Source organism: Paracoccus sp. (in: a-proteobacteria), from assembly GCF_046462195.1.
Lineage (GTDB): Bacteria > Pseudomonadota > Alphaproteobacteria > Rhodobacterales > Rhodobacteraceae > Paracoccus.
The window spans coordinates 13,535-28,802 of record NZ_JBKGUN010000134.1 but is presented as its reverse complement, the minus strand read 5'-3'; the positions used below and the strand labels follow the sequence as shown (position 1 = coordinate 28,802).

At 64.3% G+C, this 15,268-nt stretch carries 12 protein-coding genes and 1 pseudogene; 4 read left to right on the top strand and 9 right to left on the bottom strand.

Translation table 11 applies throughout. The annotated features are described in order from the left end of the window. Positions 1 to 132: 132 nt before the first annotated feature. Positions 133 to 1,230 carry a redox-regulated ATPase YchF gene (ychF, locus tag ACLHHB_RS08705; RefSeq protein WP_410217881.1) on the bottom strand — a complete coding sequence of 366 codons (1,098 nt, stop codon included), beginning with the start codon at positions 1,228 to 1,230 and terminating at the stop codon, positions 133 to 135. A gap of 142 nt (positions 1,231 to 1,372) precedes the next feature. Here ychF and trpA point away from each other — a divergent pair. The 4 genes and pseudogenes from trpA to ACLHHB_RS08685 all read left to right on the top strand — a co-directional run bounded on the left by trpA (position 1,373) and on the right by ACLHHB_RS08685 (position 3,917). Then, positions 1,373 to 2,169: pseudogene (gene trpA, locus ACLHHB_RS08700) on the top strand (tryptophan synthase subunit alpha). Between the two features lie 11 nt (positions 2,170 to 2,180). Then, positions 2,181 to 2,729 (top strand): N-acetyltransferase family protein, encoded by a 549-nt coding sequence (locus tag ACLHHB_RS08695; RefSeq protein WP_410217880.1) that lies wholly within the window; start codon positions 2,181 to 2,183, stop codon positions 2,727 to 2,729. A gap of 99 nt (positions 2,730 to 2,828) precedes the next feature. After that, positions 2,829 to 3,482: a TerB family tellurite resistance protein gene (locus ACLHHB_RS08690; RefSeq protein WP_410217879.1), complete on the top strand. Its 654-nt coding sequence runs from the start codon at positions 2,829 to 2,831 to the stop codon at positions 3,480 to 3,482. Between the two features lie 39 nt (positions 3,483 to 3,521). Further along, on the top strand, positions 3,522 to 3,917 hold the full coding sequence (locus ACLHHB_RS08685; protein ID WP_410217878.1) for an AAA+ family ATPase: 396 nt from the start codon (positions 3,522 to 3,524) through the stop codon (positions 3,915 to 3,917). Here ACLHHB_RS08685 and ACLHHB_RS08680 read toward each other — a convergent pair. The 8 genes from ACLHHB_RS08680 to ACLHHB_RS08645 form a co-directional block, all read right to left on the bottom strand. After that, a complete protein-coding gene (locus tag ACLHHB_RS08680; RefSeq protein ID WP_410217877.1) occupies positions 3,914 to 5,812 on the bottom strand; it encodes an exonuclease domain-containing protein in 1,899 nt (632 codons plus the stop codon). The genes ACLHHB_RS08685 and ACLHHB_RS08680 overlap by 4 nt on opposite strands. Next, positions 5,806 to 6,177 (bottom strand): response regulator transcription factor, encoded by a 372-nt coding sequence (locus tag ACLHHB_RS08675; protein ID WP_410217876.1) that lies wholly within the window; start codon positions 6,175 to 6,177, stop codon positions 5,806 to 5,808. The genes ACLHHB_RS08680 and ACLHHB_RS08675 overlap by 7 nt, the downstream gene beginning before the upstream one ends. Next, positions 6,170 to 6,676, bottom strand: coding sequence for a hypothetical protein (locus ACLHHB_RS08670; RefSeq protein ID WP_410217875.1), 507 nt, complete (start codon positions 6,674 to 6,676; stop codon positions 6,170 to 6,172). The genes ACLHHB_RS08675 and ACLHHB_RS08670 overlap by 8 nt, the downstream gene beginning before the upstream one ends. Further along, complete coding sequence (locus tag ACLHHB_RS08665; RefSeq protein ID WP_410217874.1) at positions 6,673 to 8,478, bottom strand: DUF294 nucleotidyltransferase-like domain-containing protein; 1,806 nt, start codon at positions 8,476 to 8,478, stop codon at positions 6,673 to 6,675. Before ACLHHB_RS08665 ends, ACLHHB_RS08670 begins: the two co-directional genes overlap by 4 nt. Before the next feature lie 62 nt (positions 8,479 to 8,540). After that, the gene (locus tag ACLHHB_RS08660; protein WP_410217873.1) at positions 8,541 to 10,349 is read right to left on the bottom strand and encodes a sodium:solute symporter family protein; all 1,809 of its coding nucleotides are present in this window, start codon (positions 10,347 to 10,349) and stop codon (positions 8,541 to 8,543) included. 10 nt (positions 10,350 to 10,359) lie between these two features. Then, positions 10,360 to 10,617 carry a DUF4212 domain-containing protein gene (locus tag ACLHHB_RS08655; protein ID WP_410217872.1) on the bottom strand — a complete coding sequence of 86 codons (258 nt, stop codon included), beginning with the start codon at positions 10,615 to 10,617 and terminating at the stop codon, positions 10,360 to 10,362. Between the two features lie 114 nt (positions 10,618 to 10,731). Then, positions 10,732 to 12,687, bottom strand: a complete 1,956-nt coding sequence (acs, locus tag ACLHHB_RS08650; protein WP_410217871.1) for an acetate--CoA ligase — start codon at positions 12,685 to 12,687, stop codon at positions 10,732 to 10,734. A gap of 234 nt (positions 12,688 to 12,921) precedes the next feature. Next, positions 12,922 to 15,216, bottom strand: a complete 2,295-nt coding sequence (locus ACLHHB_RS08645; protein ID WP_410217870.1) for a glycosyl hydrolase family 28-related protein — start codon at positions 15,214 to 15,216, stop codon at positions 12,922 to 12,924. Positions 15,217 to 15,268 lie beyond the last annotated feature (52 nt).

The following is a 15,268-nucleotide window of genomic DNA, read 5'->3' as shown; positions in this document are numbered from 1 at the left end:
ATGCCGCTGACCTAAAGCATCCCCAAGGCACCCATCAGGAAGGCAGGCCCATATAGGAACAAAGGCGGCAGAAGCTGCCGCCCGCGTCAGTCTGGCTGGCGCAACATCTTCCGAAACGCGTTGCCGTTCGCGTCAGCCGTTGAACAGGAAGTGCAGCACGTCGCCGTCCTTGACTTCATAGGTCTTGCCTTCGACGCGCAGCTTGCCTGCCTCACGGGCACCCGCCTCGCCCTTGCCCGCGACATAATCGTCATAGGCAATCGTTTCGCTGCGGATGAAGCCCTTCTCGAAGTCGCCATGGATCACGCCGGCGGCCTGCGGCGCAAGGGTGCCCTTGGTGATCGTCCAGGCGCGCGCCTCCTTGGGTCCTACGGTAAAATAGGTCTGCAGGCCCAGCAGATGATAACCGGCACGAATCAGGCGATCGAGGCCGGGCTCCTCCAACCCCATCTCGGACAGGAACATGGCGGCTTCCTCGGCGTCCAGCTGGCTGATCTCTTCCTCGATCCGGGCCGAGATCACCACATGACCCGCGCCCTCGGCCCGAGCCATCTCCTCAACACGGGCCGAAAGGGCATTGCCGGTCGCGGCCTCGTCCTCGGCCACGTTGCAGACGTAAAGCACGGGCTTGGACGTCAGCAACTGCAGCATGTCCCATGCCTTGCGGTCATCATCGGCCACGGTGATCGTGCGGGCGGGACGCCCCGCCTCCAGCGCGGTCAGGGCTTCTTTCAGCAAACGTTCCTGGGCAGCGGCTTCCTTGTCGCCCCCCTTCAGCTTGCGGGCGATGTTGACCAGACGCCGCTCGATCGACTCCATGTCGGCGATCATCAGTTCGGTCTCGATCACCTCGGCATCGGCGATCGGGTCGACCCGGCCCTCGACATGGGTGATGTCGCCATCCTCGAAGCAGCGGAGCACATGGGCGATGGCGTCAACCTCGCGGATGGTCGCCAGAAACTGGTTGCCCAGCCCCTCGCCCTTCGACGCCCCTTTGACCAGCCCCGCGATGTCGACAAAGGTGATGCGCGTCGGAATGATCTGCTTGCTGCCCGCAATGGCCGCCAGCGTGTCCAGGCGCCGGTCGGGCACCGCAACCTCGCCCACGTTCGGCTCGATCGTGCAGAAGGGAAAGTTCGCGGCCTGCGCGGCGGCGGTTTTCGTCAGCGCGTTGAACAGGGTGGACTTGCCGACGTTCGGCAGCCCCACGATCCCCATGCGAAATCCCATGACAGCACCCTTTCCCGACTAAATTCCGGCGTCTGTTACGCGCCCCGCAGGTCCAAGTCCAGCCCGCGCCGGATTGCACCACCGCACCATGCGGGCTAGTGCTGGGCGCAAAGGATGCGGCCCCCGGAAGGCAGGAACGGACATGACCAGAATCGACGACAGGTTTGCAGCGCTGAAGGCCGAGGGGAAGAAGGCGTTCGTGGCCTATATCATGGCGTCGGACCCCGACGAGGCGACGGCGCTGCAGATCATGCGCGGTCTTCCCGCCGCGGGCGTGGACATCATCGAGCTGGGGATGCCCTTCACCGATCCCATGGCGGACGGCGCCACGATTCAGGCCGCCGGCCAGCGCGCCCTTGCCCAGGGGGGCAGCGTCAGCCGCACGCTGGAGATGCTGCGCGCCTTCCGTCAGCAGGACAGGACGACGCCGGTGGTGCTGATGGGGTATTACAATCCGATCTATGCGCGTACGGGCGGTGTCAAAGGCTTTTTGGCCGAGGCGGTCGAGGCGGGCGTGGACGGGCTGATCATCGTCGACCTTCCCCCGGAGGAGGATGACGAGCTGTGCCTGCCCGCGGCCGAGGCGGGCCTGAACTTCATCCGTCTGCCACGCCCACGACGGACGACCGGCGCCTGCCGGCGGTGGTCCGGAACACGTCGGGCTTCGTGTATTACGTCAGCGTCACGGGAATCACCGGCGGCCCCGCCGCCAATGCCGCCGAGGTCGCCCCCGAGGTCGCGCGCATCCGCGCTTCGGCTGGGTTGCCGGTCGTGGTGGGTTTCGGCATCTCGACGCCGGACGCCGCCCAGCAGATTGCATCGGTTGCCGACGGCTGCGTGGTGGGCAGCGCCATTGTCAAGCTGATCGGCGAAGGCCGCCCGGTGCCCGAGATCCTCGACTTTGTCCGCGACCTGGCCGCGGGCGCGCATCGGGGCTGACGCGATTGGACGTGGTGGTTCGTGACGCGGTTCTGGCCGATGTGCCCCAGATCGCAGCCATCTGGAACCCGATCGTGCGCGACACGGCCATCACCTTCTGGCCCACCGAGCGAAGCCACGACCAGATCACGACCCTGATCACGGAACGGCAGGGAACCGGTCATGCCTTTCTCGTGGCCGAGGTGCGGGGCGTGATCGCCGGATTTGGCACCTATACCCAGTTCCGTGCGGGCGGCGGCTATGCCCGCAGCCAGGAACACACCATCTATCTGGCCCCCGGCCACCGCGGCCTGGGCTTGGGCCGCCTGCTGCTGACCCGGATCGAGGATCACGCCCGGGCAGGCGGGCACCGCATCCTGATCGGGGGCATCACGGGGTCGAACGAACCGTCGATCGCCTTTCATGCCGCCATGGGCTATGCACGCTGGGGCCAAATCCCCATGGCCGGGTGGAAGCTGGAACAGTTTCACGATCTTGTGCTGATGGGCAAGGATCTTTGGGCCGAGGGTGACGACCGGAGCGACAATGCGCCCCTATCGTCCGGCAGGCTGAGCGGCTAACCTGTTCCCATGGAATGTTGCGCGACACCCGAACACTGCCACGGCCCCTGCCCCAACCTGCCGAAGCCCCGCAGCTTCTGGCAGCGGATCGGCGATCGCATGGCGGCTTATCTGGGTTCGGCGCGTGCGGCGGTGCCTCCGGAACGTTCGGTTGCCTTCACCATCGCCGTGATCGCGCTGGGGGCCAAGCTGGCCAAAGTGGACGGCGCCGTGGCCCGTTCCGAAGTGGCTGCGTTCCGCAGGGTCTTCATCATCCCGCGCTCCGAGGAAAAGAACGCCGCCCGCGTGTTTGATCTGGCGCGGCAGGACGTGGCGGGCTTCGATGCCTGGGCGCGGCGCATCGCGCGCATGTTCACGCCCGGCGATCCGGTCCTTCTGGATGTCATGGAGGGGCTGTTCATCATTGCCCTTGCCGATGGCGCATTGCACGAAACAGAAATCGCGTTCCTGGACGAGGTGGGGCGCATCTTTGGCCTGTCCCCTGCTCAGGTTACGGCGATTCGCCGCCGCCAGGACCCGGCCACCGGCTGCCCCCCCTGCGAGGTGCTGGGCGTCGACCCGGACACGCCCCTGCCCGAGGCGCGCAAGCGGTGGCGCGCCTTGATTCGCGAAAGCCATCCCGATCACGCCATCGGGCGCGGCCTTCCGGCCGAGGCCATTCGCCTCGCCGAGGCGCGCACCCGCCGCCTGAACGAAGCCTGGGACAGCTTTCGCGCCATGCACCAGTCGGGGCAAAACATGGGCGCCGCCTGAAGTCTTGTCTTGCAGGCCTCAGGGGCCCATCTTGAATGGATGACCACACGCCTTCTATCCTTGGCCCTTTTCGTGGTCCTGCTTCCGGCACCCGTGCTGTCGCAGGCCACAGACGATACGAAACAAGGGCTGGGCCTGGTCCAGCGCGGGATCGGCATGCTGTTCCGCCAGTTTCAGGACAGCGCCGGCCCCGATGTCGAAGGTTTGACCCGTGACCTGTCGGACAGGCTGCAGCAGATGGCTCCTGCGCTGGAAAATCTGGCCACAATCGTCGACGACATCAGGAATTATGAGGCGCCCGAGCGGCTGGAAAACGGCGACATCCTGATCCGCCGCCGCGATGAGGCCCCGCCGCCACCGCCCTTGGGTGATGAGCCTGCCGCCCCGGACGATCAAAAACCGGCCATTCCCGAAGGGCCGCAGATCGCGCTTTAGGCCGGCAGGTTCGCATCCCGGATCAGGCGGCGATGACGCCGGCCCTCGGCCACGGCTTCTTCGAACCGGGCAATGCCCTTGGCCTCCAGTGCGGGGATCAGGCGGAGAAAGGCCTCTGCCGTGGCAATGGCATCCCCCATTGCGGTGTGGCGCGCCTCGGCCGGGATCTGGATCCCGAGCCTTTGCGTCAGCGCATCCAGCGAATGGTCGGCAGCCTGCCCCCAGACCATGGCCGACAGCAGCACGGTGTCCAGCACACGGTTGTCGAAACGAGCGCCTGTTTCCCCCTCGGCACGGCGCAGGAATCCCATGTCGAAGGGCGCGTTGTGCGCCACGAGAACGCTGTCCTCGCAGAAATGCCCAAAGGCATTCAGTGCGGCAGTCAGCTCTGGCGCATCTCGCACCATTGCATCGGTGATCCCGTGGATCGCGGTGGAGGCAGCCGGAATGCTGCGTCCTGGATGGACCAGCGTTTCGAACCGCTCGCCTGTCAGGCGACCACGGGCCAGGCGCAGGCCCGCGATCTGGACGATCCGGTCACTGTCGCTCAGGCCGGTCGTTTCGGTGTCAAAAACCACGCAGGTCAGATCCGCCAACCGGGACGAGGCCGCGCCGCGCCGTGCCAGTGCAAAGTCATAGGTCAACCCGGCCCCTCCGGCTTCCGCCATGGCCCGCTTCAACGGCAGGACGAGCCGCGCCACGGAACCCTCGGCTTCGGGCCAAAGTCCGGTTCCATGCAAGGACAGGATCTCGGCTCCGCTCAGGTTCGGCTGTCCGGCGTCGGGTGCAAGGGCCAGCCAAGCGTCCAAATGATCCACGGACACAGGCGGCCCGTTCCATTGCAGGATGATCCGCACCTCGTCCCGATCCTCCTGCGCCGTGACCCGCGGCGCCAGCCCCCGTGCCCGTAGCTGTGCGTCCAGAACCAGCAAAAGAGCATTTATCGACCCCGCCTCGGCCTGCACCCCAAGGCGCGCCAGCGGGATGTCAGCCTCCAATCCTGCCGCCAGTTCCTCAAGCCCCGCCAGGCTTGGGGGGGCGTCGCCCGCCATCATCCGCGACAGCGCGCGGGTCATCTCGGCCAGACCCTGTCCTTCGGCACGGATCGCCTGCGCCAGGGCCGGGGGAATGGGGCCGTCCAGCGCGTCCAGCATTGGAACCAATGTCGCTGCGTGACGCCGCAGCGCCTCCAGTGTGGCATGAGGCGCCGGCCGATCGGTCGCCCGGTCGCGCAGGATCAGCAGCAGCCCTGCATCCAGCCGGCGCAACCGTCCCGACAGGCGCAGCCCCTGACCGTTCACGCATGACAGGTCGGTCGCCGCCGCCCCTGCGGTTAGGCGCGCCTCGGCGGCTCGTAACGCACCTGCAGGAATATGCCGCCCCAGCGGCCGATCCAGCGCCAGCCCCGGCAGCAGGCGGGAGGCGCTGGCGTTGTAGAAGATCACGCGCCCCTGCCCGTCGGTCATCACCGCACCCGCGCCGAAATCGGCCAGGATCGCCTCGAGGCTGGCCTTTTCCCGCGCCTGCTCGGCGGCATGGACCTGCAATGCTTCGTCCAACGCTTCCAGGGCGCGGGCGCGGGCCAGTGCGGCATCATGGGCGGCAGGACCCAGATCGGCCAGGTACCCGGTGCGGGTCAGATCGGGTGCGGTTCCGGTGCGCAGACTGCCTGCCAGATCCTCGATTGGACGGGCCAGATGCGCGTCGAACAGGTACCACAGCCCGGCTACCAGCCCTGTCAGGCCGAAACCCGCCACCATCGCGCCCTGCACCATCGCATCCGTTCCACCACGCGCGGCCAGCCACAACGCCACCGCCGCGACCGCCAGTGTTCCGACAGCCAAGCCCGAGAACATGGCAAGAATGCGCAGGCGGAGGGAGTGCCTCTTCAGCATGGCCCGGCAAGCAGGCGCGCGATCTCGGCCCGCAGTTCGGCCAGCTCGAACGGTTTCGCGATGAAGCCGTCCGCACCAAGCGCCATTCCCTTGCGATGCTCCACCACCGAACCCCGCGCCGTCATCAGCAGAACACGCACCGCCGCCATGTCGGGGTCGGCGCGCAGATCCTGCAGGATCTGGTAGCCCGACACATCCGGCAGCATCACGTCCAGCAGCACCAGGTCGGGGCGCTTGTCGCGGATCCGGGCCACGGCGCCTTGGCCCGTGGCCATGCGATCATGCTGGTGGCCGTCGCGGGTCAGCAGGAAATCCAGCGCGATCGCGATATTGTCCTCGTCCTCGACGACCAGGATGTCAGCCATGACTGTCCTCCGGCCTGCACACCGCGGCAAAGGCGGGATCATCCTTGGAACTGGAGGTCCATTCGCCACGGGCCGGGCGGACACGTCCACCGGCGCAGTCGAAAACCTGCGGCACGATGACCGTATGACCCCGTCTTTCGACCAGCATGATAGGCGCGTGGCGGGTGCCGTCGGGCCGGTCGCTGATCTGGGCAGGATCCAGTGCGGCAAAGCGCACCTCGACCGGGGCAAGATACGTCCAGGGCGCCCAAGGTTGGCTGTCGCGGCCCACCAGCAGCACCTGTGCATCCTGCGGCAGGCCCGCCTTGGCCCTGCCGAACCAAGCATAGTCGTTCCACACCGAATAGGCGACCATGGACAGGCCAATCCCGGCCGGCAGCAGCCAGGGGGCCGGCCGCAACCCGGCCTTGCGCGCCGCATGCCCCCCGGCATAGAGCGCCGCCGCCATGCCGATGCCCACGGCGATCACGCCCAGCAGTTCGATCCCGATTCCCGTCATCCCAGCATCCCCTTGCCATGTCCTGCTGCCGACTGCATGCCCCTGACCACCACAAAGGCGTCCCGCAAGTGGCTGCGTTCGAAATCCGGCAGATCCGCCGGTGACAGATAATTGTCCGGCCGACGGCCCGCCTTGATCAGGTGCGCCTGGTTTTCCAACCGTGCCGCCTGGATCATGTCATAAGCCGCGATCAGTTCACGCGCCCCGCTGGCCGAGATGACGCCGCGCGTTTCGGCATCCTCCAGCCGGCTGCGGGTATTGACGGTCATGATCCGGCCCTGCAGCGCATAAACCCGCGCCAGGTCGGTCACGGGCACGACACCGTTCATCTTCATGTCGATATGGTGACGGTGCTCGCCGTTCCGGATGGTGGCAAAACCGCCGATCAGGCCGAGCGGTGGCCGGTGCTTCAGCGCGTTGGTCACCATATGCGCCACGAAGATCGAGTTCCGGGACGCCCTTTCCAGCGTATCGCGCTGCAGGTCGTCCAGCAGCGATGCTTCGCCTCCGACGGCGCGCAGGTCGAACATCACCGATGCCAGCATCTGCGCCTCGGGGCTGGGATGGGCGATCCAGTCACGGAAATAGTCTTGCCAGACCGTTACCGGCTGACGCCAGCGCGGGTTGGTGGCCATCATGTCGCCGGGGCAATAAACATAGCCGCAGGCATGCAGGCCGTCACAGACGATGCGCGCCATGTCGCGGAACCAAGGGTGATCGGCATCTGCATCGGGCGACAGGATCAGGCAGTTGTCCTGGTCGCTGGTGCCCGTCTGCTCTTGTCGTCCCTGGCTGCCGCAGGCGGCCCAGAGAAAGGGCGCGGGCGCAGGACCGAGCGCCTGCCCCGCCATGTCCAGCAATCGTCGCGTGACCGCGTCGGCCACGTCGGTGATCATCCGGGTGATGACCTCGTGCCGCTGGCGGCCCTGCACCAGTTGCACCAACAGTTCGGGAATGCGGGCCGTCACCTGCGCCATCTGCGCCACGTCGTCCGCCTGCGCCACCTCGCGGATCAGTCCGGGGGCCGAGATTGCCTGAACCCGCGTCAGGTCCGTCTGGCTGATCATCCCCACGAAGCGTCCGCCATCGACCACGGGCAGATGGCTGATGCGGCGCTCCAGCATGATCGTCAGCACGTCATAGCCAAGCGCGGCTGGGGCCAGGGTGATGGGATCGGCGGTCATGATGTCAGCGACGGGCCGGCGCATGTCCAGCCCTTCCGCGACAACGCGGTTCGACATGTCGCGGATGGTCACCAGCCCGATCAGGCGTCCCGCATCGGTGATGCCGATGCTGCTGGCGCCGGCCTGCCGCATCGCGCGCGCAGCCTCGATGACAGGGGTGTCGGGACTGCAGGAAACAGGTTTGCCCGACAACAGTTCCCCGACCTTCAGCGTGGCGACCAAGGTATCGCGCCCGGCCACGCGGCCCCGGTCGAAAAAGCGGGCGACGGCGCGGTGAGTCTCGATCAGCCGCGCCACCTCGGCCCGGGGCAACATCAGGATCACCGCATCGTCCAGCGCTCGGGCCGAGGTGACCGCCACTCCGTCCCGCAACAACCCCCGCTCGCCGAACGAATTGCGCGGCCCCAGCTCCGACACGCTGTCGCCATTGCGGTCGGTAACCATCACGCGACCGCTTTCGATCAGGTAAAGGCCGGCCAGGCGGTCACCAAACTGATAGATCACATCGCCCGCGGCGACCTGCCTGCGGCTGAAGGAACCGGCGACCCGCGCCAGTTCGTCCCGCTTCAGGCTGTCATAGGGATGCACAGTGGCGATGAAATCGACGATGTCTGCCATCACCCGTTGCCCTTTGCACAAAGATGCCGCGCCCCATGGCAGGGGCGCGGCCGGTTCAGAGCTTAGTGAGAGATGGCACCGCCCGCACCGCGCGGAACGCGGATGGACTCGACCAGCTCCTGCACGTGGACCGGGGGCCGCTGCGTCGCCTGCGAAACGATGAACGCGACAGCAAAGTTGATGATCGCGCCGATCGTGCCAAAGGAAGCCGGCGAGATGCCGAACAGCCACGCATCCGGCGTGTCGGGCAGCATGTTGGTGCCGGCGACAAAGAACCATCCCTTGTAAGCAAAGATGTAGAGGATGGTGGTCAGCATGCCCGCGATCATGCCGGCGATGGCGCCTTCCTTGGTCACCCGCTTCGAGAAGATGCCCATCATCAGCACCGGGAAGATCGAGCTGGCCGCAAGGCCGAAAGCCAGTGCCACAGTCTGCGCTGCAAAACCCGGCGGGTTCAGGCCCAGGATCGTCGCCACAAGGATCGAGATCGCCATGGAAACGCGTGCTGCGAACAGTTCGCCCTTTTCGCTGATGTCCGGGCGCAGCGTGCCCTTGATCAGGTCATGCGACACGGCGCCCGAGATCGCAAGCAACAGGCCCGCCGCCGTGGACAATGCCGCCGCCAGGCCGCCTGCGGCGACGATGGCGATGACCCAACCCGGCAGGTTGGCGATTTCGGGATTGGCCAGAACCATGATGTCGTTGTTGACGGTGGTCAGTTCGTTCCCGGCCAGCCCCTGGGCCGCCGCCATCTCGGCCACAGGCCCTTCAGTGACGGCGTCGTTGTAGTACTGGATCAGGCCGTCACCGTTCTTGTCTTCCCAGTTCAAAAGGCCGGTGGTCTGCCAGCGCCGCATCCAGGCTAGGTCTTCACGCGTTTCGATGTCGCTCAGGGACACGGCCGGCTGGCTGAAGGTGTCGCCCGCCTCCGCGCCCGGCCACATGGTTGCGGTCAGGTTGAAGCGTGCCATGGAACCCACGGCCGGGGCCACGGTATAGAGCAGTGCGATGAAGACCAGCGCCCAGCCCGCGGATTTGCGGGCATCCGACACTTTCGGCACGGTAAAGAAGCGGATGATGACATGCGGCAGGCCTGCAGTGCCGATCATCAGCGCCATGGTGAACAGCACCATGTCCAGGGTCGAATTGTGGTGCTGAGTGTACTGGCGGAAACCCAGATCGGTCACCAGCTGGTCCAGCTTGGACAGGAAGGCCACGCCCGAGGCGTCATGCGTTCCAAACAGTCCCAGCTGCGGCAGGAAGTTCCCGGTCAGCTGCAGCGAGATGAAGATCGCCGGAATCGTATAAGCGATGATCAGCACGACATACTGCGCCACCTGCGTGTAGGTGATGCCCTTCATGCCACCCAGAACCGCGTAACAGAACACCAGCGCCGCACCGATCCACAGGCCCGTCGAGTTCGAAACCTCCAGATAGCGCGAGAAGGTCACGCCCACGCCGGTCATCTGGCCGATCACATAGGTGATCGAGACGATCAGCAGGCAGATCACGCCGATGATGCGTGCGGATTTCGAGTAGAAGCGATCGCCGATGAATTCCGGCACGGTGAACTTGCCGAACTTGCGCAAGTAGGGCGCCAGCAGCAGCGCCAGCAGAACATAGCCGCCCGTCCAGCCCATCAGGTAGGTCGAGTTGTCATAGCCGGTGAAGGCGATCAGGCCCGCCATCGAGATGAAGGATGCAGCCGACATCCAGTCGGCCGCGGTCGCCATGCCGTTCATGACCGGGCTGACGCCGCGGTTGGCCGCATAGAATTCCGCCGTGGATCCGGCGCGGCAGTAGATGGCAATGCCGATATACAGCGCAAAGGATGCACCGATGACCAGCAGGTTCAGGGTGAATTGGCTCATGGCTGGGTCCTCACTCGTCCACGCCGTGTTCGGCATCCAGCTTGTTCATGCGCGCCGCATACCAGAAGATCAGCACGATGAAGACCAAGATCGATCCTTGTTGGGCGAACCAGAAGCCCAGGTCCGTCCCGCCGACCGGAATGGCCGAGATCAGCGGGCGCAGGATGATCCCGAAGCCGTAGGATACCAGCGCCCAGATCGCCAGGCAGATGTAGATGATGCGAAGATTGGCCTGCCAATAGGCATTCGACGATTGTCTGTCACTCATGTCCTTGGGTCCCTCCCTGTTCAGACATGTCCCTCGATCCGCCGTCTCCTCCTGCAGCTTCGGTCGCGGCGGCACCCCCGAAGCATTGCGGAGGGCACAAGGCCCCCCGGGTCGTCAGCCGCGGTTCATGCGGTTGGCAATCAGGTCGTCCACGACCTCGGGCTCTGCCAGGGTCGAGATGTCACCCAGGGCGCCATAGTCGTTTTCCGCGATCTTGCGCAGGATGCGCCGCATGATCTTGCCCGAACGGGTCTTGGGCATGCCCGGCGCCCACTGGATCAGGTCCGGCTTGGCAATGGGCCCGATCTCGGTGCGTACCCATTTCTCCAGGTCCGCCCGCAGGTCTTCGGACGGCTCGATCCCGTTCATCAGGGTGACATAGGCATAGATACCCTGCCCCTTCAGCGGATGGGGATAGCCCACCACAGCGGCCTCGGCGACCTTTTCATGGGCGACCAAGGCGCTCTCGACCTCGGCCGTGCCCATCCGGTGGCCGCTGACGTTGATGACGTCATCCACACGGCCCGTGATCCAGTAATACCCGTCCTCGTCCCGCCGGCAGCCGTCACCGGTAAAGTAATATCCGGGATATTGCTGGAAATAGGCCTCCTCGAAGCGGGCGTGGTCGCCCCAAAGAGTGCGCATCTGGCCCGGCCAGCTGTCGGCGATGCACAACACCCCTTCGGCAGGATTTCCTTCCTGAACTTCGGCGCTGGCGGCGTCCAGAATCACCGGCTTGACCCCAAAGAAAGGCAGCGTAGCCGACCCCGGCTTGGTTTCGATCGCCCCGGGCAGAGGCGTGATCAGGTGTCCGCCGGTCTCGGTCTGCCACCATGTGTCGACGATGGGGCAGCGGCCCTTGCCGACATGCTCGTTGTACCAGTTCCAGGCCTCGGGGTTGATCGGCTCGCCCACCGTTCCCAGGATGCGCAAGCTGGACAGGTCATGCGCCTGGACCGGCTCAGGCCCTTTTGCCATCAGGCTGCGGATAGCCGTCGGGGCAGTATAGAACTGAGTGACCTTGTGCTTGGCACAGACCTCCCAGAAACGGCCTGCATCGGGCCAGGTCGGCACCCCTTCGAACATCAGTGTTGTGGCGCCATTGGCCAGCGGCCCATAAACGATATAGCTGTGGCCAGTGACCCAGCCCACATCGGCCGTGCACCAGAAGACATCACCCTCGTGATAATCGAAGGTGTACTGATGCGTCATCGCCGCATAAACCAGATAGCCGCCGGTCGTGTGCACCACGCCCTTCGGTTTGCCGGTCGAGCCCGACGTGTAAAGGATGAACAACGGATCTTCGGACCCCATCGGGCGCGGCGGGCAATCCGGAGCAACCTGCGCCATCTGCGCCTTGACGTCCACATCGCGGCCCTCGATCCACGTGGTCTGGTCGCCCGTATGCTTGACCACCAGGCAGCGTACCCTGTCAGAACAATGCAGCAAGGCCGCGTCCGCGTTCGATTTTAGCGCTGTCTTGCGTCCGCCGCGGGGGGCGGTGTCGGCGGTGATGACGACTTTTGCACCGCAGTCGTTGATGCGATTGGCCAGTGCGTCGGGCGAGAAACCGGCAAAGACAATGGAATGAATGGCTCCGATCCGTGCGCAGGCCAGCATCGCATAGGCCGCCTCGGGGATCATTGGCAGATAGATCACGACGCGGTCACCGCGCATCACGCCCTGGCTCAGAAGGACATTGGCAAAACGGTTCACGCTCTCGGAAAGCTGCGCATAAGTGATATGCTGGGCCGGTGTCCTGGGGTCGTCAGGCTCGAAGATGATCGCCGTCTGGTCGGCTCGCGTGGCCAGATGACGGTCGATGCAATTGACGCTGGCGTTCAGGACACCGTCCTCGAACCACTTGATGCTGACCTGCCCCAAGGTGAAATTGGTGTTCTTCACCCTAGTGTAGGGCTGAATCCATTCCAACCGCTTCCCCTCTCGCGACCAGAACGCTTCCGGATCGCTGATCGATTCGTCATAAAGATGGACGTAATCCTCGGGTCCGGCATGAGCCTCCCCCAGCCCTGCCGGAATTGCGTGTTTCTGAATGGTTTCAGCGCTCATGACATCCCCTCCTCACGGCAACCAAATGTTCCGCCCCTGCCTGAATGAAAGCCAGTGGGCAGAAGTGGTCTGGACAGGATGTTAATCACATTTCCAATTACATGTTAAGTCATTTTTATCAAAGAGAAATTTTGAAAACAAATTAACGGTTCACTTCTCGCACCTGTAAATTATTGACAAATTCTCCCTGATAGAGCGGCAGGACTTTCCTGTCCCGCCGCTTGCTATAGCTCGCTACTGCGGTCGGTCCATCCGTGCATAAATGCAGACCTTGCCTTTGACAGGCTGGGCCCAGGTCAGGCGGATCTGGCGCTTGGTGCTGCCTTGCTCGACGCCGACGGTCGGGCTGGCATCCACTCGGGTTCCGTCGTTGGTTTGCAACATCGTTTCCGTCACAACCGATTGAACGGATTTGGCCCACCCCTTGAAGGGCAGTCCGCTCAGCAGTGCTGATGTCCAGGTTGCCGAAGCGTTCCCCTGCGTCAGCTGGATCATCAACGGGTTGGACACATAAGTGTCGATGCCGTTGAACGTGTTGGCCTCGAACTGGAGGTTGCGCATGTTGTTGTAGTTGAGATCGGCAATCGAGGTGTCGACCCGGTCGATGCGCTCCACGTTGCCGTAAAGCGCCTTGAAAACATTACCGACGACATTCAGCCCTTGGACAAAATGCCCCGTGCCATAAGGCTTCACCGTGATCCAGGTGAACCATGCCGCAGTGTTCGAACACAGGAAGGTATTGCCCGTCAGGGTCAGGCCTCCGAAACTGAACTCGGTCCCGGTGAAATTCGGCAACGCGCTGTGCTCGTTCGTCCACTCGATCGAAGCATTGTCGATGTAGTTGCCGGATACCGTCGTCTGCACGTTCGGCTGCGTCAGCACCAGCCCCGCATAGCGCAGCCCCTGTCCGGAACCGTCTCCTTGGAACCAGTGGTTCCCCGAGATGATATGCCCGCCGCCATTGGCCACCATGAAATGGGCGAAACGCACAAAGCGGTTGTTGCGGATCTTGACGTCGTTGGCGTTGACATTGAGCGCGATCGAGGTGCGCTGCTGCGCGGGCAAGTCCATGTCATTGGACAGGAACTGGCAATGGTCGACCAGCAGATCCTGGCACCCGCGCCCAATCGAGGTGATGCCCCGGTCCTTCGGCCGCGTCATGTAACAGTCGCGCAGCTGGATCATCTCGCCCTTGACAGGCAACATGACGCCGCTGGCGATGCCGTCGCATCCGAAATCGATATCGACGAAGTTCAGGCGGTCCAGCTGCCGCATGCCCGAAAAGTCAAAAAGATACCGGTAACGCTCGAAGGTGTAGGTGCGCGTCGCCGCTCCACCGAAAAGCGGCTGGGACAACGACAATGTCCCGGTCGAAACGTTCTTGCCGTTGACATAGACTTCGCGTCCGACACCGCTGCCGCTCACGCGGCTGCCCACCTCGATCTGCGCGACATTCGCGACGTTCGTCAGGGTCATCGGGTTTGCCGGATGGTAGGTCGCAACGCTGGACCAACGTCCCGTTTCCCAAGCCGGGCCGGGCCGGGCTTGGATTGCGCCGTTGCGGATCAACCGGCGGTTCGAGAACCCGTCCAAATTCGGGGCCAGTTGGCTCAACACCAATGGCGCGTCCAGATCGACACGCCGCCCATGCAGATCCAGCGAAACATGGTCCGTATAACCCAGAAGTGCCTGAAGCGCCTTCTTCATACCTAGTCCTTCGTCACCAAAGGCACTTGCATAGGTGGGAAAGTCAAAGCTCTGCAGAAAGGCGATGCGTGTCGCATCGGGTGTGGTGATGCGACCCTTGAAGCGGATCGGACTGTTGATCGACAAGTCGCCCGAGATGTAGAAATTGCCTTCGGGCACCAGGACCGAGCCTCCGTTGCTGGCTTGATCGGCCGCCAGAAAGGCTGCACGGTCATTGATCCTGCCATCCCCGACCGCGCCGAAGTCTCGCACATCGACCCAATCCAGAAGCGAGGGAACAAAGGCTGCGGTGATATCATCGATACGGATCGACTCGATGCGGAAGGCCCCACCGTTGCCGCCCACCAGATCCAGCCCGAAATGTCCGTAAACCGGACGAGAACCCCAGACCATGTCGACACCCCTGCGCGACCCTACGCCGACAATCGCGCTGACCTCCACCACCTCGCCATAATTTCGCAATGCCACGGTGCTGCCGGTCGTCACCAGATCCGGGACGGAGGTCCGCGTGCCGTCGCCTGCCCAGCCTGCCATCCGGACACTGGCCAATGCGCCCGCCACGGCCTTGACCCGCGCCGAAATGCGCAGATAGACGCCCGGGATCATTGGCGTTTCACCCATGAACCGGACACTGGTCGTGGTCTGCTGTTTGACGATCTCCAGGCAGGCGCCAAAGTCCTGATCTGCAGGCACCAGCGAGGCATTGGCCGCCGTGTCCCAGGTGGGGCTGCCAGAACGTCCGTCCGTGCGCGACCAGACGCCCAGGCCTGCGCGAAAGGCAGGCGGCATCAACAGAAGCCCGTTGGTGATGGCAATGTTCATCGGCAATCCCTCCGTATGGGCAAAGCGCGGCCCGGAGACCGCAGCGTGATGC

Coding starts and splice junctions, on each gene's coding strand:
- ACLHHB_RS08670 (WP_410217875.1), bottom strand. CDS start 6,676: ATGACGGGAATCGGGATCGAACTGCTGGGCGTGATCGCCGTGGGCATC.
- ACLHHB_RS08685 (WP_410217878.1), top strand. CDS start 3,522: ATGACCACACGCCTTCTATCCTTGGCCCTTTTCGTGGTCCTGCTTCCG.
- ACLHHB_RS08655 (WP_410217872.1), bottom strand. CDS start 10,617: ATGAGTGACAGACAATCGTCGAATGCCTATTGGCAGGCCAATCTTCGC.
- ACLHHB_RS08645 (WP_410217870.1), bottom strand. CDS start 15,216: ATGAACATTGCCATCACCAACGGGCTTCTGTTGATGCCGCCTGCCTTT.
- ychF (WP_410217881.1), bottom strand. CDS start 1,230: ATGGGATTTCGCATGGGGATCGTGGGGCTGCCGAACGTCGGCAAGTCC.
- acs (WP_410217871.1), bottom strand. CDS start 12,687: ATGAGCGCTGAAACCATTCAGAAACACGCAATTCCGGCAGGGCTGGGG.
- ACLHHB_RS08690 (WP_410217879.1), top strand. CDS start 2,829: ATGGCGGCTTATCTGGGTTCGGCGCGTGCGGCGGTGCCTCCGGAACGT.
- ACLHHB_RS08660 (WP_410217873.1), bottom strand. CDS start 10,349: ATGAGCCAATTCACCCTGAACCTGCTGGTCATCGGTGCATCCTTTGCG.
- ACLHHB_RS08680 (WP_410217877.1), bottom strand. CDS start 5,812: ATGCTGAAGAGGCACTCCCTCCGCCTGCGCATTCTTGCCATGTTCTCG.
- ACLHHB_RS08675 (WP_410217876.1), bottom strand. CDS start 6,177: ATGGCTGACATCCTGGTCGTCGAGGACGAGGACAATATCGCGATCGCG.
- ACLHHB_RS08665 (WP_410217874.1), bottom strand. CDS start 8,478: ATGGCAGACATCGTCGATTTCATCGCCACTGTGCATCCCTATGACAGC.